The following is a 19,933-nucleotide window of genomic DNA, read 5'->3' as shown; positions in this document are numbered from 1 at the left end:
ATGAGTAGAATCATTGAAAGCTATCAAGAGCAGTTAACGCAAGTTTTCCCATTGAAAAAACAAGCGTTAATTCACTGCATTACGAATAGTATTACATCAGAATCAGTGGCCAATGCGATTTTATTTATGGGCGCCAAGCCAGTAATGGCAAGTGATTCACGTGAGGTTAAGGATTTTTTAAAGCAAGCAGATGCCTTATTCATTAATTTGGGACATTTATCACAGGAGCAGGAAAAAAGTATTTTATTAGCAAGTGATTATGCAGGTAAAGTCTTGTGCCCGATAGTAGTGGATGCAGTTGGGGTAGGGGTATCTTCACTTAGAAGATGCCTAGTAGAAGAATTATTACAAAAAGAGCCTAAAATTGTGAAGGGAAACTTCTCAGAAATGCGTAGTTTATGTGGTTTAGCGACTCATGCACGCGGGGTAGATGGTCATATGGCTGATCAAACAACAGAAGCAATTGAGGAATTACGTGAAAAATTCCAAGAAATGACGCTTGGCTATCCAAAGACGGTCTTTGTAGCAACAGGAGTCAGGGATTTGATTGTTTCATCACAGCAACACTTACTATTACAAAATGGGGTATTTGCCCTAGATCAAGTAACGGGAACTGGTGATATAGTCGGAGGTTTAATGGCTGTATTCTTAGCAGAAGGATATTCAGCGGTAGTATCGGCTATGTTTGCGATTAGTTATCTGAATTGTTGTGGTGAACAAGCCTTTACAAAGACAAAGGGGCTGTATGATTTTAGAAATGATTTATTCAATCAATTAGCAGATTTACAAAAGCAAAGAGATTGGTATGGGGCTATTAAAGGAGAGGTGAAGTAAGGATGGAAGTAGCATGTTTAGAGACTTATTTAGTAACAGGACGGTATGATTTTTCTAAAGAAGAATTTCTAACAAGAATTAGAACGGCCTGTTGTAATGGTGTGAGTATTGTTCAATTACGAGAAAAAGAATTAGAAACAAGAGACTATTATCAATTAGCGCAAGAAGTTAAGGTGATTTGCGATGAATACCAAATTCCATTAATTATTGATGATCGTTTAGATATTTGTTTAGCGGTTGATGCGGCAGGAATACATATTGGTGATAAGGACTTACCGGTTGATATTGCGCGCTCAATTTTAGGACCAAATAAAATTATTGGTGTTTCGGTAAAGACTTTAGAACGTGCTAATGAAGCTATGGATCAGGGGGCAGATTATTTTGGTGTGGGGGCGATTTATCCAACAGCTACGAAAGATACTGCAAGAGTTAGCTTAGAGACTTTAACGAGTATTTGCGCTAATAGCGAGGTGCCAGTTGTGGCGATTGGTGGCTTGAAAGTGGATAATATTGCACACTTAAAAGGTACAGGTATTGCGGGTGTTGCAGTTGTGTCGGAGATTATGTTAGCTAGAAATGTGGCTGAAAAGGTTCAAGAATTGCAGAATACCATTCAGGAGGTGATAAACCATGATTAATCAAACACCACAAGTAGTGACGATTGCGGGTTCTGATTCAGGTGGAGGAGCGGGCGTTCAAGCTGATTTGAAAACATTTCAAGCTCGAGAAGTCTTTGGAATGTCTATCTTTGTAGCGTTAACTGCCCAAAATACATATGGTGTACAAGATGCTTTTGCCGTGCCAGAATCCTTTATTGAAGCGCAATTTAACTCTTTAGCAAGTGATTTTAATATTAGAGCAGCTAAAACAGGGATGTTGGCGGATAGTGCAGTTGTAAAGACAGTTGTAAAGATGTATAAACAGGTTGATTTTGGCCCATTAATTGTCGATCCGGTAATGATTGCGAAAGGTGGACATCCATTATTAGAAGAAGAAGCAGTCGCTACTATTAAAGAAGAATTATTGCCAATCGCCACTGTATTAACCCCTAATTTACCAGAAGCGGAAGTCTTAATTGGTGAAAAGATTACAACAGAAGAAGAAATGATGGCTGCTGCAGCCACATTACAAGAGCTAGGCGCTAAAAATGTGATTATTAAAGGTGGTCATAGCCAAAAAAGAGAAGCAAGCGATTTTGTCTTATTGGAAGATGGTACAAAATTTTGGCTAACAGCTCCAAGAATTGAAACAGCCAATACTCATGGTACAGGCGATACTTTTTCAGCTTGTATTACCGCAGAACTAGCGAAGGGTAAAAGTTTAGAACAAGCTATTATAACGGCGAAACAATTTATTCAAGCTGCTATTAGTCAACCAATTTATGTCGGACATGGACATGGACCAACTAATCATTGGGCCACAATTATCGATGATATTCAAGTAACTAAAGTATAAATCTTAATGATATCAGTCAGCAAACTAAGCTATTTCTAACTTAGTTTGCTATTTTTATGTAATAAATAGCTAGTTATCACTTAAAATAATGCAAAACCACCTCGATAATAGACAATTAAATGAATAAAGGCTTAAAAGTTGTTTTTATTTGTGAAAAGAATGAGCGTGAACTTTGTGAAATAGTCATATTTTCAGCCGTAAATTCACAAATAAAACCAAAATTATATAAAAACGGATTTTTTAAAAACGAAATGGAGAAAAAATACCAAATATATATAATAAGTTCGTTAATCATTTAACAATGTGTAAATAAAAATACGGGGAATTTCTAAAAAAAGAAAATTTTATTAAGCGTAAACATTATCTTTAAGGCGCTTTTTATAATCATTAGAAAATAACGGTATTTGTTGTGAAAATAAATGAAGGGTATATTTTTTTGTCGCAACCAATTTATATGTTAGACGGAGAATTCTTACTATAAGGCAGATAAGTGGTCCTGTTTCACTAGTAAAAGAGAAAAGCTTGGGTTGAATCTTTATTGTAGTAGTGATAGAAGGTTAGATAATAGTGAGGCGGAATGCTAACTGGTAATGATAATAAAAACCAAGCTAAATAAGATTGAGCATTAGCTAAAAAGCGAGCTTGATTTTTTAGAAAAAACAATTGAAAAAGTTATTTGTTAACCATTGCACAAATAGACAAAAGGTGGTAGAATTCTAATTGTCGAAAGACAGATATAATAACATAATAATCTGATAGGAGTTGTTAATATGTCAAGAAAAGTAGCATTTATTACAGGTGGAGCACAAGGGATTGGGGCGGCGATTTGTCATCGTTTAGCAAAAGATGGATTTGTCGTTGCCGTTGCTGATATGAATGAAGAAGGCGCCGTTGCAGTCGCTAAAGAAATTGAAGAAAACGGTGGAGAAGCAGTTGCTGTTCAATTAGATGTCGCTAATCGTGAACAATTTATTGAAAGTGTAGAAGCTGTTGCTGAAAAATTCGGTGACTTTAATGTATTAGTTAATAATGCAGGCTTAGGACCTACAACACCAATCGAAACAATTACACCAGAAATGTTCGATAAAGTCTATCACGTAAATGTTGCTAGTATTATTTGGGGTACACAAGCAGCTTATAAAATGTTCAAAAAATTCGGTCACGGTGGTAAAATCATTAACGCAACTTCTCAAGCAGGCGTTGTTGGTAACCCACACTTAGCATTATATTCAGGAACAAAATTTGCCGTTCGTGGCATTACACAAGTTACAGCTCGTGACTTAGCACCAGAAGGCATTACGGTTAATGCATTCGCACCAGGGATTGTTAAGACGCCAATGATGTATGATATTGCGCATCAAGTTGGTTTAGAAGCAGGCATGGATGACGAATGGGGAATGGAACAATTCTCTAAAAATATTGCATTAGGCGAATTAACAGAAGCAGAAGAAATCGCTGGTGGCGTATCATTCTTAGCAAGCAAAGATTCAAATTGTATGACTGGTCAAACATTAATTATCGATGGCGGGATGCAATTCCATTAAAATATACAATCAAATAAAAAACTGCTGGCTTCTTCGAGTAAGAAAGCTAGCAGTTTTTTTGTGGTTTAGTCTTCTAAGTGGCGTCCGTGAATCCCTTTTTCTTTTTGTACTTGTTTTAATTTGTCAGGAGTGATGTCATTTCCATCATTATCGACAACTTTAATTCCTTCAATATGTCCACGTAGAGCGCTGCGGAAGATTGTCATATATTCTTCACGTAAAGCTTTTTGTTTTTCGACTTCTTCTGGAGTAATTGTGCCAGCTTTTTTCTTAGCTGATAATACTTTTAACTCGCTTAAAATTTGATCCATTTCCATCTTTTATTCCTCCTCCGATTGTTTTAGTAAAATTACTAAAATCTTCGTCTTTAACTCTACTGATAAAGCATGTCAGTGTCAAGCATCTCGCTAGAAAAGTACTGAAAAATTCATTTTTTTTAAAATAAGGATAGCCTTATATGGAAGGAATTTGCTCGGAATATGATACAGATTTTACGAAAAATGAGTTAACTGTACTATTTTTTTGGTGTAATTAGTGAAAAGTTAGTAAAATGGGTAATTTATTAGTAGAAAAATTTATTTGTAGTATGCTGTAGTAAGCGAAAATAATACAGATTGATAAGCCTTGTACTAGATATCACTACGGTTTTATGATATTCTTCTTAAAGTAGTATTTGAGAGATAAGGAGATTCTGAGATGACAGAAATTATTGCAACAGTGGAATCCATTCCACAAGCAAAAGCATTGCTAGAAGCAGGCGTAGATAGACTATATTTTGGGGAGGATGAATTTGGTTTACGACTGCCGACGTCTTTTTCACGTGAAGAACAAGCTGAATTAACGTCTCTAGCGCATGAATATGGTAAAAAAGTAACAGTTGCTGTGAATGCTATTTTTCATAATGACCGTATTGAAAAACTTCCAGAATATTTAACGTTTTTAAAATCTATCGATGTAGACGTTATCTCGGTGGGAGACCCTGGTGTTATGCAAGTGATGAAACAGGAAGAATATAACATTCCTTTCAATTATGATGCACAAGTAATTGTAACCAGTAGCAAACATATTAACTTTTGGGCAAAACGTGGTGCAGTATCTGCAGTCGTTGCACGTGAAGTTCCAAGAGAATCAATGAAAATTTTGGCAAAAAACGCAACAATCCCGGTTGAAGTATTAGTCTATGGTGCGACATGTATTCACCAATCAAAACGTCCACTATTACAAAATTACTTCAATTATATTGAGCGTGAAGAATCCCCAGCCAAACAAAGAGAATTATTTATCTCTGAACCACAAAAAGATGATTCGCATTATGGAATTTACCAAGATATAAATGGAACACATATTTTCGCTTCGGATGATGTATTATTAGCAGAATATTTACATGAATTAGCAGAAATGGGTGTTGAGCAATGGAAGTTAGATGGCATTTTTTCTCCAGGTGAGAATTTTGTTAAGATTGCTCGTTTATTTGTTGATGCTAGAGATAAGATTAATGCAGGTACATGGGATAGTAACCAAGGATTTTTATTAGCTCAAAAAATTCGCCAATTACATCCAGAAGTCCGTACATTAGATCCAGGATTTTATGTATTAAATCCAGAAGACGTAAAATAGAAAGAGGATACAAAGATGAGAAAAATTTTGAAAAAACCGGAAGTCCTAGCCCCCGGTGGCACATTAGAAAAGTTAAAAACAGCTATTTTATATGGTGCAGATGCCGTATTTATTGGTGGAGAAGCATATGGTTTACGTAGTCGTGCGGGGAACTTTGATTATGATGAAATGCGTGAAGCAGTTGAATTTGCTCATGCGCATAACGCTCGTGTTCACGTAGCCGCCAATATGGTTACTCATGAAGGTGATGAAGAAGGAGCTGGTGAGTTCTTTAAAACATTACGCGAAATTGGTGTGGATGCTGTAATTATTTCCGATATGGCTTTAATGGAAATTTGTGCAACAGAAGCGCCGGGTTTACCAATTCACTTATCAACTCAATCATCTGCTTCAAACTACGAAACACTAAACTTCTGGAAAGATGAAGGTTTAGAACGTGTCGTGTTAGCCCGTGAAGTATCAATGCAAGAAATTCAAGAGATGCAAGATAAAGTTGATGTTGAAATTGAAGCATTTATTCATGGCGCAATGTGTATTTCTTATTCAGGACGTTGTGTACTATCCAATCACATGGTTCATCGTGATGCCAACCGTGGCGGATGTGCGCAATCTTGTCGTTGGAAATACGGTTTATTCGATATGCCACTTGCTGGAGTCCACCGTGATGTAGGTGCTGGTGAAGAAGGTATCGAAGAAAAATTCTCAATGAGTGCTGTTGACTTAGCGATGATTCGCAACTTACCTGACTTAATTGAAGCAGGAGTCGATAGTTTTAAAATTGAAGGTCGTATGAAATCAATTCACTATGTATCAACTGTTGCAAATGTCTATCGTGCTGCTGTTGATAGTTATTGTGAAGATCCTGATCATTACGAATTCAAGCAAGAATGGTTAGATGAATTATGGAAAGTTGCCCAACGTGAATTAGCGACAGGTTTCTACTATAAAACACCTAGCGAACAAGAACAATTATTTGGTGAGCGTCGTCAAATTCCACAATACGCCTTTGTAGGTCAAGTATTGGAATATGATGAAGCAACACAAATGGCGGTCGTACAACAACGTAATAATTTCAAAGTTGGCGACACAATCGAATTCTATGGCCCTGGTATGCGTCATCACGAAGAAACATTAGAACAATTGTGGGATGAAGATGGTGAAGAGATCACTGTTGCGCCACATGCGATGATGATTTGTAAGATGAAAGTCTCACAACCAGTTAAACCATTAGATATGATTAGAAAACGTCGATAAAATTTATTTTAAAGGAGATATGTGAATATGGAAAATTTACCAAATTGCCCAAAATGTAATTCAGAATACACTTATGAGGATGGTGTATTATTAGTATGCCCAGAATGTGCTCATGAATGGGATCCAAAAGAAGTTGAAGAAGTAGAAGAAGGAATCGTAGCAATCGATGCAAATGGTAACCGTTTAGCAGATGGCGACACTGTTTCAATCATTAAAGATTTAAAAGTTAAAGGTGCTCCAAAAGACATTAAACAAGGTACTCGTGTGAAAGGTATCCGCATTTGCGAAGGCGACCACAATATTGACTGTAAAGTTGATGGATTTGGCGCTATGAAATTAAAATCAGAATTCGTTAAAAAAATCTAATCACAGTTTTTGTGAGTAGCCACCTAGGGATAGGTGGTTTTTTTGATTTTTGGAGATTTTTATGGCTAAATATAGCTATGAATTTAAAAGGAAATTAGTTATCGAGTATCTATCTACAAATATCAGGTATCATTTATTATTGAAATCTATGAATTGAGTAGTATGTAATTTGGCCAAAATCGTTTATAATGAGACTTGACTTCTAGGTGTACTACTAATATAATACAAGTAGAAGGAAGATTCGCCGGATTTGTCGGTTTGATTTTTTTTAATCGTGGTGTACTACTCGAATGGTACATGAGGGCTTAAATTTTTTTGTAGGTTGTGTATTATATGTGTAACACATAGGAGGTGGTAAGGTTGGAGATACGCTTAGATAAACGTTTACCCGTGTACGAACAAATTATTGATTATTACAAACAAGCCATTGCGTCAGGTAAATTAGCTCCTGGAAGTCAAATACCGTCAAGACGTGAATTAGCGCAAGAATGGGGAGTCAATCCCAATACTGTGCAAAAAGCTTATAAGGAAATGAGTGCACTGGGGCTAATCTATACGGAGGGAAATTCATTGAGCAAGGTAACGGAAGATCGTCAATTATTAGAACGATTACGTACAGAATTAATTGAACAAGCGGTGATTGATTTTATTGAAAAAATCGGACCATTTGAACTAAAAGAAGAAAGAATTATTGATATTATCCATGACTATTATGAAGGAAGGGTGGGAGAATAATGTTACAACTAGAAAATGTTTCGAAAAGATACGGTAGAAAGCAAGTCTTAAATGATATTAGCTTTAAAGCCAAAAAAGGAGAAATTACTTGTCTAATCGGGGTAAATGGTACTGGTAAGACAACTATTATGAATGCCATTATGAATTTGATTCCGATTAACAGCGGTAAGATTACTTTAGATGGTAAGGAGAAGCCACAAGATTTTTATAATCATATTTCTTATATTCCAGATGAGATTATTGTGAATAAAGCTTATAGTGTTCGTCAAGCGATGGATTATATGGCTGATTTTTATGCTGTTTGGAATGAGGAGAAAGCGCAAGAATTGTTAACGTTCTTTAGATTAGAAGAAGATGCCAAAATTAATTCTTTGTCAAAAGGTAATGTGGCAAAAGTTAATTTATTATTAGGATTAGCCTTGGATGTCGATTTTGTCTTAATGGATGAGCCCTTTTCAGGGATTGATGTTTTCACTCGTGAGCAAATCGCAGCCGTCTTTACTAGTAGTTTAGTAGAAGATAAAGGGGTCTTAATTACGACTCACGAAATTAATGACATTGAGTATTTGGTTGATAAAGCTGTTTTACTGGATGAGGGAAAAGTGATTAAAGAATTTTATCCTGAAGAAGTTCGTGAAATGGAAGGTAAATCAATCGTCGATGTAATGAGAGAGGTGTATCTACCATGAAAAAATATTTAAAATTATTAGCATATGAATTAGAAAATAGTAAAAAGTTAATTGCTATTTTAGTTGTCGGGGTTACTCTTTTACAATCAGTATCATTTATCCAGATGATTCGTGATTATAAACGAGTGCTTCAGTTGAATATTAATCAAGCACTTCCAATAGACATGGTGAAATGTGATTTTGCTACGATTATGAATGGTTGGTTTGTCTTATCAATTATGGGGAGTGTCGCTTTAATTGGTGCCTATATTTTCTATATTTGGTTTAAAGAATGGTATAGACAAGGCAAGTCAATCTATCGTTTATTAATGTTACCGGGCAGTCGTATGAGTGTCTATTGGGCAAAATTCACTACTATCATCATGATGATTTTAATCTTATTAGGGTTAGAAATAGTGTTATTGACCATCTTTATAAATCTTGCTAGTTGGATTGTTGGTGATCAGTTAGTGAATACGGCGAACAATTGGTATCTCTTTACTCAAGGAAGTAGTATTTTTGGTAATCCATTAGAAGTATTGTATCCAGCAACTTGGATGAACTTTTTAATCACATATGGCGTAGGGATTTGTGTGGTGAGCGCTTGTTTCCAATTGGTTATTTTAGCGATGTCAAGCCGTCATTTAAGAAAAGTTCAGTCTATTGGCGTTATGGTGTTAAACGTATTGGTGTATGGCATCTATATCGCTGGTTTAATCTTTTTAATCACAAATTTAATGTTAACAAGTAGTGAAATAAGCTGGGTGATGACGATTGTATTAGCAATCTTTTTATGTATCAATACCTTAGTGTCACGTCACTTATTAAATCACTATATTGCAGTCTAGGAGGTGGGAAATATGAAAAATAGAATTTTTGCAAGTGTGGTGAGTATTTGTGCCGGACTATCACTAGTATCAATGGTAGCAGCACCCAATATTGATCAACGCCAAGTACCAGCATTAACTATTACCACTACAAAAGGTGATGAAGCGTTTATTAAGAACAAACAATTAAATTTTGAATATGAAAATGAAAAGAAATACGGTAAAAACTTCCCAAGAAATATATCATTTTATCAAGGGAAAAGTGAATTTAATAATTATGTGAATTATGAAGGTATGGAACAAGATAATCCGCGTAGTGATAGTCCATTATGGGCACGTCCAACTGAACGGTATTATCAAGCCCTACCAAATGGCAATACATTATATTATGAGGTCAATAATGACTTAGATAGTAATATCGTAACCATTCGCTATTCATTATATGATGGTAAAAAAGCGATTAAAAAGAATCAAAAATTGACATATGCTATTAGTGCGTCTGAGGGGTATTGTTTTATTGAGGTTAGTGGTCAATTCAATCAAGAAGAATTTGGTTTAGTCATGTTAGAGGAACATCGTAGTATTTCAAATGAGGTTGCAATGAAAAAATTAATGATTTCAACCACTACAGGAGAAGCTGGTGACATTGAAACAGTGGAATTACCAAAAGAAATTGCTACACAAGAAATTAGTCTAACAGAACAACCGATTAATGAAAAAGCTATTCCATTTAGAGTCTATCGAGAGTCTCAAGAAGATGAAGAGCAAAAAGGTATTTCTTATTATTTATATGATGTCTTTTCTAATCAATTTGAAGCATTAGGACAACATGAATATATTAATAATTCATATGGTGAAAAACTCTTTAATGCCAATAATGTCTTTGCTAATGGTACGCATTATGAATTATTAGAAGTCTTACCAAAAGGCGCTACTCTTAAGGATGCGAACATAGAAGAAAAAAATCAAGCAGATGATCATCTTGTTCAGATAGAAGAATCAGACACAGATATGGAACCAGTCGCTACTTATCCGCATCAATTAATTGTGGCAAAATGGGATACAAAAGAACAAGTCTATCAAACAGTCCTTGAATATCCTATAACAGAAAATACTCGTTGGGAACGCATCTATCGAACTAATCAAATTGCCGTATCAGAAAACATTGAGCAAGGTATTCATTATATGGTTTATGATATTGATAGTGAAAGCGTGATTTATGAAGGTACGATTCAATTAGCTCATCCAACTGAAGGCGATGAATTATACTTATTAAATTATTCAATGTATTAATGTAAAAATAAGGTTGATGGATAAATACCATCAGCCTTATTTTTAAAAACGGAGAAAATAGAAAAATATCGAAAAAATAATATAAAAATCTATCTAAACGGTTCTTTTTCTAAAACTTATCTTTTTTAGAGTTAGGATAAAGTAGATTAAGCGTTTTCTAAAAGGGGATAGTTTGGTAGAATGAAGGTAGTAAATAATTATAAAGGAGTGGAAGAGATGAACTATTTAAAACGTGCAAGAATTAGTATCGCAAGAAATAAAGGGAAGTCAATTTTATTATTCTTTATTATTTTTGTCTTAGCGAATGTTATTGCGGGGGCTTTAGCAATCCAAGACGGTAGTAAGCAAGTTGCTGAAAAGATCAAGTCAGAACTAGGAGCAGTTGTAACGATAGAGATGGATCATGAGGCTATTGATCAACTAATGGAAGAAGATCCGGAACAAGTAGAATCAATATATGACACTATTACCCCACCAAGCAAAGAAGTAGTCACTAAAATAGGGGAATTACCATATGTGAAGAATTATGACTATACAAGTTATGGTACAGTAGGTTCAGAATCCATGAAAGCCTATGTTGATCCAATCATTCAAGAAGAACGTGAACAAATGGAAGGAGAAGGAGGCCTCTCACCAGATGGTTACGAAAAATATTATGCCTTTAATACGCAAGGGATTCATTACAATAAAGTCTTAGCAATTGAAGAAGGTCGTGCAGAATTAGTAGAAGGACGTGTCTTTACACCAGAAGAGATTGAAGCTGGCGCAAGTGTTGGGTTAATCTCTAAAGAACTTGCTGAATTAAATAATCTAAAAGTCGGCGATAAAATGCCTTTAACATATTATGAGCTTGATTATGACAAAGAACCAACTGAAGAAGGCTTTGTCAAAGAACAATATGATTTACCAATTGAAATTATTGGGATTTATAAAGACTTAACGATTAAGGATAAAGTAGAAGGTAAAAAACAAGATGAGCATATGTTAGCATACCAAAAACAAGAAAAAGTAAATAAAATCTATGTACCAAATGGTTATGTGAGAGAAATTTCTAAATTAGCTTATGCAGCTTATGTGGCTGAAGCCGAAGCTAATGGTGAAGAAGTTCAAGAGGTTGATGATTTTGAATTTTATGATCCAATCTATATTTTAGAAAAACCAGAAGATGTAGAAGCATTTAAAGAAGAAGCCCAGTTATTATTACCAGAGTACTCTATCTTAAAAGCAAATTCGGATCAATATGAAGAAATTGCTGGTCCAGTAGCATCTGTATCAAAAATTGCAAAATTCGTAATGATTGCAGCTGTAGTAGCGACTGTGATTATTATTACTTTAGTAGTCTTATTATTCTTACGTGATCGTAAAAAAGAATTTGGTATTTACTTAGCAATTGGTGAGAAAAAAGGTAAAGTAGTCGGTCAAATGCTAGCGGAAGTCTTAACTATTTCACTTATTGCGATTACTCTAGCAGTCTTCAGTGGTAACTTAATCGCTAAGAATGTCTCAACAGGTTTGATTGAGCAACAAGTAGCGCAACAAGAAGATGATTTAATGGGTGGTTATAGTTATAGCATGAATGGCTTCGATGCAGATGTAACAACTGAGGATGTCGTAGAAGCCTATGAAGTAAAAATTACGCCGGCTTATATTGGCACAATGTATGGAGTTGGTTTAGGGACAGTAATTGTCGCAACCATTATTCCAATGACTTATCTAGTGCGTTTGAATCCGAAGAAGATCTTATTATAGGGAGGGGAATAGATAATGGCAATTTTAGAAACGAAAAACTTAAACTATTACTATCAAGATGCAGATACAAGACGTTATATTTTAAAAGATGCAAATACCAGCTTTGAAGAAGGTAAATTCTATGTCATCCTAGGTCAGTCAGGTTCAGGTAAGACAACTTTCCTATCATTAATTAGTGCCCTAGAACAACCCAAAGGCGGCAATATCTATTATAAAGGTAAAGATATCACGCAAATTGGTATGGATAACTTCCGCCGTAATAATATTGGGATGGTCTTCCAAAGTTATAATTTAATTCCATATATGACCGCAACTGAAAATGTCTTAGTGGCAATGGATATTACCGAAAATGAATTACCAAAAAATAAAAAAGAAGTCGCAAGTAATTTACTAGATTATATCGGCTTATCAAAAACAAAAGCAAATCGTCAGGTGAAGCGCCTATCAGGGGGAGAACAGCAACGTGTAGCAATTGCGCGTGCTTTATCTACCAATGTTGACATTATTCTAGCAGACGAACCAACTGGTAATTTAGATGAAGCAATGGAAATGGAAATCGTTGAAATCCTAAAAACACTAGCGCATGAACATCATAAATGTGTTATTGTGGTCACTCACTCAACAGAAATTGCTGATTATGCGGATGAAGTGTTATTATTGAAAAAAGGAGAATTAAAAGCTTATGAGTGATTTCTTAAGTAACTTTTCAAATGATAACTATCATAAAACTAATCAAAAAAAGACTCCTACTAATGAAAAAAAGGAGAAAAAGCTAGTTGATTCTTCTGAAGTACCTAGACAAACTTCTAAGGAACAGATAACGGCTCAAGATTTACAAAGACATTTAGCGAAAGAAAAAGCGCTGGAACCTCAAGAAAGACGCAAACGTTCTGCGGTTAATCCTTCTCGCTCGTGGGAACAAAAAGATGCTACCAAAGCAGATCAAAACACTAAAAAAAGAAGCAATCCCCAATCTGTTGATGTTGAAGAAAAGCTACAAGCAGAACGAACAACTAGAAAAAGCTCTTTTGAAGTCGAACCAGAAGTCGAATTTGATCCAACTTATCAACAAAAGAAACGTCAAAAACAACTGATAATAGGAATTGTATCGGCAGTAGTGCTAGTCTTAATAGGGATAGCCATCTACTTTATGATGCATGTGAAAGTACCTGACTTTACCAATCAATCCATTAGTGAAGCAAAAAAATGGGGTAAAGATCATCAAGTTGAGATTGTGCTGGAACAAGAATATAGTACGGATGTTGAAGCGGGATTTATCTTAAAACAAAGCACACCAACCGGCAAACGTATTCGCAAAAAATCTGATTTAACAATCACTGCTTCAAAAGGGGCTGACCCAGAAGAAGTCTTAATATTACCAGACTTTAATGAATTAAGTTTCCAAGAAGCAAAAGATTGGGCAAAAGAACACCTTGCTGACAATCTAAAAATCACGAAAAAATATAGCGATGAGATCGAAGAAAATAAATTTATCGCCATTGAATTTAAAGATAAAGACACTGTAACGAATACGAATTATCGCCGTAAAGATAAAGCAACCATCAGCTATTCAAAAGGAAAAGAAACGTTTGAAAAGAATATCGATGTACCAGACTTTAAAGAAAAAGCCAAAATGGAAGTAGAAGCATGGGCAAAGAAAAATGATATTAGCTTAACCATTAATGAAGAACCAAGCAAATTAGTTCCAACTGGTATGATTATCACACAATCTATTGCGCCAGGAGAAAAGCTAGCCAAAAAAGATGAAATGGCGATTGTTGTGTCAACAGGGGAAGTCATTATTGTACCAAATTACTATAATCTAACCCAAGAAGAAGCTGGAAGTGTACCAGGGATGACACCAATCATTAAACAACGCTACAATACAAAAGTGCCATATGGTCAATTAATTAGTCAATCACTAGCAGGCGGTACTGCTTTAGGTGAAAAAGATGAAAAAACGATTACTTTAATCTACTCACTAGGCAAACCCTATCTAGCTGATTTACGTGGAACAAATGAATCAGAATTACAAAAAATCATTTATGATACATTCACTTCAAAAGGTGTAACCGTTAATTATTCAACTTATTACGTTGATTCCGACCAAGCAAAAGGGACAATTGTAGAGCAAAGTCCATTCGGCAGTTATATGGGATTATCATTTAGTGTGAGTTTTGGTATTAGTAATGGTAGTCAGTATCAATTCAATCCACAACCAGAACCAAATCCAGAAACACCAGCAACAACTCAAAAAGAAGCACTAGAAACAAACTAAATTGACAAAAAGAAGAAGTTGGAGAAAATTCTCCAACTTTTTCTTTTTTTATGGATAATTGTACTAGACGAACACCCTATAAAACTGATATACTGTAGGTTAGAATATGTTTGCTGTTATGAGATTATATTTTAATAGTGGAATAAGGTAGATATAAGATAAGCTAATACTATAGGGCAAGAACTGTCCGAATGAATGCCTGTGGAGACAGCGGAATATAGTCTTTGAAGCAGGAAGCTCATTACCCTGTGCTAATGAGTAGTTCACCTTTAATAAATGTGAGGAATAGTAGATGACACAACAATTAGAAGTCGTAACAATTATTACGCAAGACGGCGAACGTCAATTAATGACAATGAAGCAAGATGCTTTAGTCACTGAAAAGAATGGATCATTATTTATCCGCTATAAAGAAGAAAAGACAGATATTCCTGTGTTAATCAAATGGGATAAAAAACATGTCGTACAATTAACAAGACGTAGCCAACCTGTTAATAAGATGTTATTTGTACTAGATGAAGAAGTGGAATACCTATACCAAACACAAGCTGGTGTGATGCCCTTAGCAACACACACAGAACAGATTACACCACGATTTAATGCTAAAGAAGAGTTAGAACACTTTGAATGGGCCTATAAAATTAAAAATGGTGAAGAAATTTTAGGAGATTACCAAGTTAAGTTGCATTTCCTATAATGGTTGTTGTAAACTAAGACAGAAGACTTTGAAAGGAAGTGTACCTATTGGAATTAAAAGCTTTTGAAGGTATTAATAAAAATGAATTATCAATGATTGAAGTTGCTCATGCAATGTTAGAAGAATCAGGTGAAGTGTTAGAATTTAGTCAATTAGTGGCTGAAATCAAAGCATTCTTAGAATTATCTGATGAAGTATTAGAAGCTCGTATGACTCGTTTCTATACTGATTTAAACATTGACGGTAGCTTTATCTCATTAGGAGAAAACCGTTGGGGATTACGCTCATGGTATCCAATCGATTCAATCGATGAAGAGATTGTTTCATCAATTGATGATGATGAATTGAAAAAACGTCGTAAAAAACGTAAAAAAGTTAATGCATTTGGTGATGAAGATGTTATTGACTACAATGACGATGATCCAGAAGATGATATTATCCTTGATGATGATGCAGAAGAGGATGATGACGATGTAGAAGACGACATCAAATTAGACGGCGACGTTGAAGAAGATGACGAAGATGTAGAAGTTAAAGAATTAGAAGCATACAAATCTGATTTAAGTGAATTAGGTGCTGATGAAGATATTGAAGATGAAGTAAGTGCTGATGAAGACTTATCAATCATTTCTGATGACTTCGATGATGAAGAAGACGAAGAAGACGAATTATAATGACTTATAGCAGTTATGGGGTGATAGCACCTCATAGCTGTTTTTTTTTTAGGTGATGAAGTGGCATTAGGGAACCATACATCCAAAATACCACAAAAAAAGACTGACAACCCAAAGTCATCAATCCTACCTTTTTACAATAAAGCTAATAGTGGCATTAAAAGAATTGGCATAAAAATAGCCGGAATAAAGTTCATTAATTTTAGCTTGGTCACTTCTAAGATATTTAAGCTTAAAGCAATTAATAAGATACCGCCAACTGAAGACATTGATGCAATAATCGTTGGCCCTAAGAAAGGTGATAAAAAGTGAGCTGCAATCGTTAAAGTTCCTTGATAGATTAACACTGAACCAGCCGCTAATAATACACCAGGACCTTGTGAAGCAGCTAAAATAAAAGTAGAAATCGCATCGATAATTGATTTAGTATAAAGCATACTATTGTCTCCCGATAAACCACTTTGAATCGAACCGATAATGGACATCGCACCAATACATAAAAGCATCGTTGCTGAAATAAATCCTTCTGCAATATTATGCTCATTTTGTCCATGAGAGGCGAATTTTGCTTGTACATACCCAGCAAATTGTGCAATCCGTAAATCAATTTGACACGCTTCCCCAATAATAGAGCCTAAGACTAATGATAAAATTAGGACCATTGGATTTGTGTCACGAGCGACTTGTTGTAAGGCAATCCCAAAAACAGCTAAGGCAATTGCTTTCATAATCGTATCAATAAACCGTTGCGATAACCCCTTATGCACTGCTAAACCAATTAAGCCACTAATGAGAATTGTGAGTGCATTAATAATTGTTCCCATGAATAAAAAATCTCCCCATCTGATAAATTCAGTAATAATATTATTATCATTATACAGAAAAATGACTTAATTATATAGCCGTATGTATTAGGAATGGTAAAAATCATTTAGTGAAAAGGTTTAAGCTGTGAAAAGGTGTTAGGTGAACAACTGTCATTTATTAAGTTAGTCTCTGCCATACTCTAAGAAATTCTTAATCTGAAAAAAGAGCAAAACACGCTATTTACCTAAAAAAATCTATTGAAAAAAAGAAAAACAATTTGAAAGGATAAAAAAGTTTTTCATTATTTACATGTAACCGATTCTAATCGCTGGAAAAAAATACTAATTTAGGATATAATTATTGTGTTAAAAATATTTGAACTTCCAAGGAGGAAACAACATGAGTCGTTTAGTAAGCATGACAGAAATGTTAAACAAAGCAAAAGAAGAAAAGTATGCAGTAGGTCAATTCAACATCAATAACTTAGAATGGACACAAGCTGTATTAACAGCAGCACAAGAAGCTAACTCACCAATTATCTTAGGTGTATCTGAAGGCGCTGGTAAATACATGGGTGGAGCTACTGTAGTTTCAGCAATGGTAAATGCATTATTAGAATCAATGGATATTACTGTTCCTGTAGCATTACACTTAGACCACGGTTCATCAGTTGAATCTTGTAAAGCATACATTGACGCTGGTTTCAGCTCAGTAATGTATGACCACTCTCACTTCCCAATCGATGAAAACATCGAAATGACTAAACAAGTTGTAGAATACGCACACGCTAAAGGCGTATCTGTAGAAGCTGAAGTAGGTACTGTTGGTGGTACTGAAGATGGCGTTACTGGAGGAATCCAATATGCTGACTTAACAGAATGTAAACGTATGGTTGACGAAGCTGGAATTGATGCATTAGCAGCAGCTTTAGGTTCAGTTCACGGTACATATGCTGGCGAACCTGTATTAGGATTCGATGAAATGTTAGCTATCTCAGAAGCTACAAACGCTCCATTAGTATTACACGGTGGTTCAGGTATCCCAGAATTCCAAATCAAAAAAGCAATCGAACGTGGACACGCTAAAATCAACGTTAACACTGAGTTACAACAACAATGGACTAAAGCTGTTCGTGAAAAATTAGCTACAGACGCTGAAGTTTATGACCCACGTAAAGTTATCAAACCTGGTTTTGATGCAATCGTTAAAACAACTAAAGAAACAATGGATATGTTTGGTTCAACAAACAAAGCATAATTTTTCCATTAATTTACTAGGTAGTCACTATGACTATCTAGTTTTTTTAATTTTATGAAAAACTAAATAATGTAAATAGAAAAAACATGAAAAATCAATTATTTTTTCCGAAAATAGTAATTTCTTAAATAAAATAGCGTAAAACCATGGTAAAAGTAGTCAAAAAGTTTTACAATGGAAGAGATATAAACAAGGAAGGAAGTAGAGATTAATGGCAGATAAAGTGCGCGTACGTTACGCTCCAAGTCCAACTGGGCATTTACACATTGGTAATGCAAGAACAGCATTATTCAACTATTTATTCGCAAGACATCATGGAGGAGATTTTATTATCCGTATTGAAGATACAGATAAAAAAAGAAACTTAGAACATGGTGAACAAAGTCAATTAGAAAACTTAACATGGTTAGGAATGGATTGGGATGAAGGTCCAGACAAACCAGGTAATGTAGGTCCTTACCGTCAATCAGAACGTGAAGACATCTATAATCCACTAATTGAACAGTTATTAGCAGAAGATAAAGCATATAGATGTTATATGACAGCGGAAGAATTAGAAGCTGAACGTGAAGAACAACGTGCAAATGGCGAAATGCCACACTATTCAGGTAAACATGCACACCTTACAAAAGAAGAAGAGGAAGCATTTATTGCACAAGGTTTAGAACCAGTTATTCGTTTCCGTGTACCAAAAGGTCACACATACAAATTTGATGATATCGTAAAAGGTGACATCAGTTTTGAAGCGGAAAGTATCGGAGGAGATTTCGTTATCAAAAAACGTGACGGTATGCCTACCTATAACTTTGCCGTAGCAGTTGATGATCACTTTATGGAAATCACACATGTATTACGTGGGGACGACCATATCGCCAATACACCTAAACAAATGATGATTTACGAAGCATTCGGTTGGGAAACACCACGCTTTGGTCATATGACATTAATCATTAATTCTGAAACAGGTAAAAAATTATCAAAACGTGATGAAACAATCTTACAATTTATTGAACAATATAAAGACTTAGGTTACTTACCAGAAGCAATGTTTAACTTCATCGCTTTATTAGGTTGGTCTCCACAAGGCGAAGACGAAATCTTTAGCCGTGAAGAATTAATCAAAATCTTTGATGAAAATCGTCTAGGTAAATCACCGGCAGCATTCGATTCTAAAAAATTATCATGGATTAACAATACATATGTTAAGAAAACTCCATTAGAAGAATTAGCGCCATTATGTATTGAACAATTACAAAGAGCAGGCATCGTAGAAGATGAATTAACACCAGAACGTATTGATTGGTTAACAAAATTAATTTCTCTATATCATGACCAAATGAGTTATGCAGGGGAAATCATTGACCTATCAACATTATTCTTAAACGATCACTTTGCAATTGAAGAATCTGCTAAAGAAGTATTAGCTGGTGAAACAGTACCAACTGTCTTAGAAGCCTTCAAAGAACAATTAAAAGTTGTTGAACCATTTGAAGAAGCTGAAATCAAAAAAGCTATTAAAGCTGTACAAAAAGAAACAGGAATTAAAGGCAAAAACTTATTTATGCCAATTCGTGTAGCAACAAGTGGCCAATCACATGGACCAGAACTTGGTAAAACAATTGAATTATTAGGACGCGAAACAAGTATTGCTCATTTAGAAGGAGCGTTACAAAACTTATAAGAGTAGTTCTAGTTTAGTAAAAGCTCCGAGTACTTACTTGGTGCTTTTACTTTTATAAAGAGAAAATGGCTCTTCGTCAAGTAGTGTTGTTGAGGAATTATTAAAAGAAATCTGAAAGATTTATATTAGGGCTTAGTGGACTTGTTTACCACACAAAAGAGGTAGGAAACATTTGTCAAGGAGAAAAGCGTAAGCGT

Annotated in this window: 20 protein-coding genes; 18 read left to right on the top strand and 2 right to left on the bottom strand. The window is 35.0% G+C overall.

Annotated elements, in window-relative coordinates; all coding sequences use genetic code 11:
• The 4 genes from BMX09_RS06845 (at position 1) to BMX09_RS06830 (ending at position 3,833) form a co-directional block, all read left to right on the top strand.
• A complete protein-coding gene (locus tag BMX09_RS06845; protein WP_089747078.1) occupies positions 1-834 on the top strand; it encodes a hydroxyethylthiazole kinase in 834 nt (277 codons plus the stop codon).
• 2 nt (positions 835-836) lie between these two features.
• Positions 837-1,472: a thiamine phosphate synthase gene (gene thiE / locus BMX09_RS06840; RefSeq protein ID WP_089747075.1), complete on the top strand. Its 636-nt coding sequence runs from the start codon at positions 837-839 to the stop codon at positions 1,470-1,472.
• Positions 1,465-2,289: a bifunctional hydroxymethylpyrimidine kinase/phosphomethylpyrimidine kinase gene (thiD, locus tag BMX09_RS06835; RefSeq protein WP_089747073.1), complete on the top strand. Its 825-nt coding sequence runs from the start codon at positions 1,465-1,467 to the stop codon at positions 2,287-2,289. The genes thiE and thiD overlap by 8 nt, the downstream gene beginning before the upstream one ends.
• Positions 2,290-3,059: 770 nt before the next feature.
• A complete protein-coding gene (locus BMX09_RS06830; protein ID WP_089747072.1) occupies positions 3,060-3,833 on the top strand; it encodes a (S)-acetoin forming diacetyl reductase in 774 nt (257 codons plus the stop codon).
• Between the two features lie 65 nt (positions 3,834-3,898).
• Here BMX09_RS06830 and BMX09_RS06825 read toward each other — a convergent pair whose 3' ends face one another.
• On the bottom strand, positions 3,899-4,144 hold the full coding sequence (locus tag BMX09_RS06825; protein WP_089747106.1) for a DUF896 domain-containing protein: 246 nt from the start codon (positions 4,142-4,144) through the stop codon (positions 3,899-3,901).
• A 385-nt stretch (positions 4,145-4,529) separates the two neighbouring features.
• Here BMX09_RS06825 and BMX09_RS06820 point away from each other — a divergent pair, with 385 nt between their 5' ends.
• The 12 genes from BMX09_RS06820 to rpoE all read left to right on the top strand — a co-directional run bounded on the left by BMX09_RS06820 (position 4,530) and on the right by rpoE (position 15,991).
• The gene (locus tag BMX09_RS06820) at positions 4,530-5,450 is read left to right on the top strand and encodes a peptidase U32 family protein (protein WP_089747070.1); all 921 of its coding nucleotides are present in this window, start codon (positions 4,530-4,532) and stop codon (positions 5,448-5,450) included.
• Positions 5,451-5,465: 15 nt separating this feature from the next.
• Entirely contained in the window at positions 5,466-6,704 is a 1,239-nt protein-coding gene (locus BMX09_RS06815; protein WP_089747068.1) for a peptidase U32 family protein, read from the top strand.
• Positions 6,705-6,731: 27 nt separating this feature from the next.
• Entirely contained in the window at positions 6,732-7,070 is a 339-nt protein-coding gene (locus BMX09_RS06810; RefSeq protein WP_089747066.1) for a zinc ribbon domain-containing protein YjdM, read from the top strand.
• Positions 7,071-7,430: 360 nt separating this feature from the next.
• Positions 7,431-7,805 (top strand): GntR family transcriptional regulator, encoded by a 375-nt coding sequence (locus tag BMX09_RS06805; protein ID WP_218138933.1) that lies wholly within the window; start codon positions 7,431-7,433, stop codon positions 7,803-7,805.
• Positions 7,805-8,494: an ABC transporter ATP-binding protein gene (locus tag BMX09_RS06800; RefSeq protein WP_089747063.1), complete on the top strand. Its 690-nt coding sequence runs from the start codon at positions 7,805-7,807 to the stop codon at positions 8,492-8,494. The genes BMX09_RS06805 and BMX09_RS06800 overlap by 1 nt, the downstream gene beginning before the upstream one ends.
• A complete protein-coding gene (locus BMX09_RS06795; RefSeq protein WP_089747062.1) occupies positions 8,491-9,321 on the top strand; it encodes a hypothetical protein in 831 nt (276 codons plus the stop codon). The genes BMX09_RS06800 and BMX09_RS06795 overlap by 4 nt, the downstream gene beginning before the upstream one ends.
• A 12-nt stretch (positions 9,322-9,333) precedes the next feature.
• A complete protein-coding gene (locus BMX09_RS06790) occupies positions 9,334-10,593 on the top strand; it encodes a hypothetical protein (protein ID WP_089747060.1) in 1,260 nt (419 codons plus the stop codon).
• Positions 10,594-10,809: 216 nt separating this feature from the next.
• Positions 10,810-12,342: an ABC transporter permease gene (locus BMX09_RS06785; RefSeq protein ID WP_089747104.1), complete on the top strand. Its 1,533-nt coding sequence runs from the start codon at positions 10,810-10,812 to the stop codon at positions 12,340-12,342.
• 15 nt (positions 12,343-12,357) lie between these two features.
• Positions 12,358-13,032, top strand: a complete 675-nt coding sequence (locus tag BMX09_RS06780) for an ABC transporter ATP-binding protein (RefSeq protein ID WP_089747058.1) — start codon at positions 12,358-12,360, stop codon at positions 13,030-13,032.
• Positions 13,025-14,620 (top strand): PASTA domain-containing protein, encoded by a 1,596-nt coding sequence (locus tag BMX09_RS06775; protein ID WP_089747056.1) that lies wholly within the window; start codon positions 13,025-13,027, stop codon positions 14,618-14,620. The genes BMX09_RS06780 and BMX09_RS06775 overlap by 8 nt, the downstream gene beginning before the upstream one ends.
• Positions 14,621-14,912: 292 nt before the next feature.
• The gene (locus BMX09_RS06770; protein ID WP_089747053.1) at positions 14,913-15,317 is read left to right on the top strand and encodes a DUF1934 domain-containing protein; all 405 of its coding nucleotides are present in this window, start codon (positions 14,913-14,915) and stop codon (positions 15,315-15,317) included.
• A 47-nt stretch (positions 15,318-15,364) separates the two neighbouring features.
• Positions 15,365-15,991: a DNA-directed RNA polymerase subunit delta gene (gene rpoE, locus BMX09_RS06765; protein WP_089747051.1), complete on the top strand. Its 627-nt coding sequence runs from the start codon at positions 15,365-15,367 to the stop codon at positions 15,989-15,991.
• A 134-nt stretch (positions 15,992-16,125) separates the two neighbouring features.
• Here rpoE and BMX09_RS06760 read toward each other — a convergent pair whose 3' ends face one another.
• On the bottom strand, positions 16,126-16,815 hold the full coding sequence (locus tag BMX09_RS06760; protein ID WP_089747049.1) for a DUF554 domain-containing protein: 690 nt from the start codon (positions 16,813-16,815) through the stop codon (positions 16,126-16,128).
• Between the two features lie 382 nt (positions 16,816-17,197).
• On the opposite strand from BMX09_RS06760, the gene fba reads away from it, so the two are divergent.
• Entirely contained in the window at positions 17,198-18,055 is an 858-nt protein-coding gene (fba, locus tag BMX09_RS06755; protein WP_089747047.1) for a class II fructose-1,6-bisphosphate aldolase, read from the top strand.
• A 211-nt stretch (positions 18,056-18,266) separates the two neighbouring features.
• Positions 18,267-19,736: a glutamate--tRNA ligase gene (gene gltX / locus BMX09_RS06750; protein ID WP_089747044.1), complete on the top strand. Its 1,470-nt coding sequence runs from the start codon at positions 18,267-18,269 to the stop codon at positions 19,734-19,736.
• Positions 19,737-19,933: the final 197 nt, after the last annotated feature.

Source organism: Granulicatella balaenopterae (assembly GCF_900111135.1).
In the GTDB taxonomy this organism is placed as follows: Bacteria; Bacillota; Bacilli; order Lactobacillales; family Aerococcaceae; genus Granulicatella; species Granulicatella balaenopterae.
The sequence above is the reverse complement of the archived record's forward strand: the minus strand, read 5'-3'. Positions and strand labels throughout refer to the sequence as shown.

Bases quoted from the DNA above. Each gene is read 5' to 3' on its own strand.
- BMX09_RS06825 (WP_089747106.1), bottom strand. From the start codon at position 4,144: ATGGATCAAATTTTAAGCGAGTTAAAAGTATTATCAGCTAAGAAAAAA.
- BMX09_RS06770 (WP_089747053.1), top strand. From the start codon at position 14,913: ATGACACAACAATTAGAAGTCGTAACAATTATTACGCAAGACGGCGAA.
- BMX09_RS06760 (WP_089747049.1), bottom strand. From the start codon at position 16,815: ATGGGAACAATTATTAATGCACTCACAATTCTCATTAGTGGCTTAATT.
- BMX09_RS06775 (WP_089747056.1), top strand. From the start codon at position 13,025: ATGAGTGATTTCTTAAGTAACTTTTCAAATGATAACTATCATAAAACT.
- BMX09_RS06845 (WP_089747078.1), top strand. From the start codon at position 1: ATGAGTAGAATCATTGAAAGCTATCAAGAGCAGTTAACGCAAGTTTTC.
- BMX09_RS06795 (WP_089747062.1), top strand. From the start codon at position 8,491: ATGAAAAAATATTTAAAATTATTAGCATATGAATTAGAAAATAGTAAA.
- BMX09_RS06780 (WP_089747058.1), top strand. From the start codon at position 12,358: ATGGCAATTTTAGAAACGAAAAACTTAAACTATTACTATCAAGATGCA.
- BMX09_RS06790 (WP_089747060.1), top strand. From the start codon at position 9,334: ATGAAAAATAGAATTTTTGCAAGTGTGGTGAGTATTTGTGCCGGACTA.
- thiE (WP_089747075.1), top strand. From the start codon at position 837: ATGGAAGTAGCATGTTTAGAGACTTATTTAGTAACAGGACGGTATGAT.
- BMX09_RS06800 (WP_089747063.1), top strand. From the start codon at position 7,805: ATGTTACAACTAGAAAATGTTTCGAAAAGATACGGTAGAAAGCAAGTC.
- fba (WP_089747047.1), top strand. From the start codon at position 17,198: ATGAGTCGTTTAGTAAGCATGACAGAAATGTTAAACAAAGCAAAAGAA.
- BMX09_RS06830 (WP_089747072.1), top strand. From the start codon at position 3,060: ATGTCAAGAAAAGTAGCATTTATTACAGGTGGAGCACAAGGGATTGGG.
- BMX09_RS06815 (WP_089747068.1), top strand. From the start codon at position 5,466: ATGAGAAAAATTTTGAAAAAACCGGAAGTCCTAGCCCCCGGTGGCACA.
- gltX (WP_089747044.1), top strand. From the start codon at position 18,267: ATGGCAGATAAAGTGCGCGTACGTTACGCTCCAAGTCCAACTGGGCAT.
- BMX09_RS06810 (WP_089747066.1), top strand. From the start codon at position 6,732: ATGGAAAATTTACCAAATTGCCCAAAATGTAATTCAGAATACACTTAT.
- thiD (WP_089747073.1), top strand. From the start codon at position 1,465: ATGATTAATCAAACACCACAAGTAGTGACGATTGCGGGTTCTGATTCA.
- BMX09_RS06785 (WP_089747104.1), top strand. From the start codon at position 10,810: ATGAACTATTTAAAACGTGCAAGAATTAGTATCGCAAGAAATAAAGGG.
- BMX09_RS06820 (WP_089747070.1), top strand. From the start codon at position 4,530: ATGACAGAAATTATTGCAACAGTGGAATCCATTCCACAAGCAAAAGCA.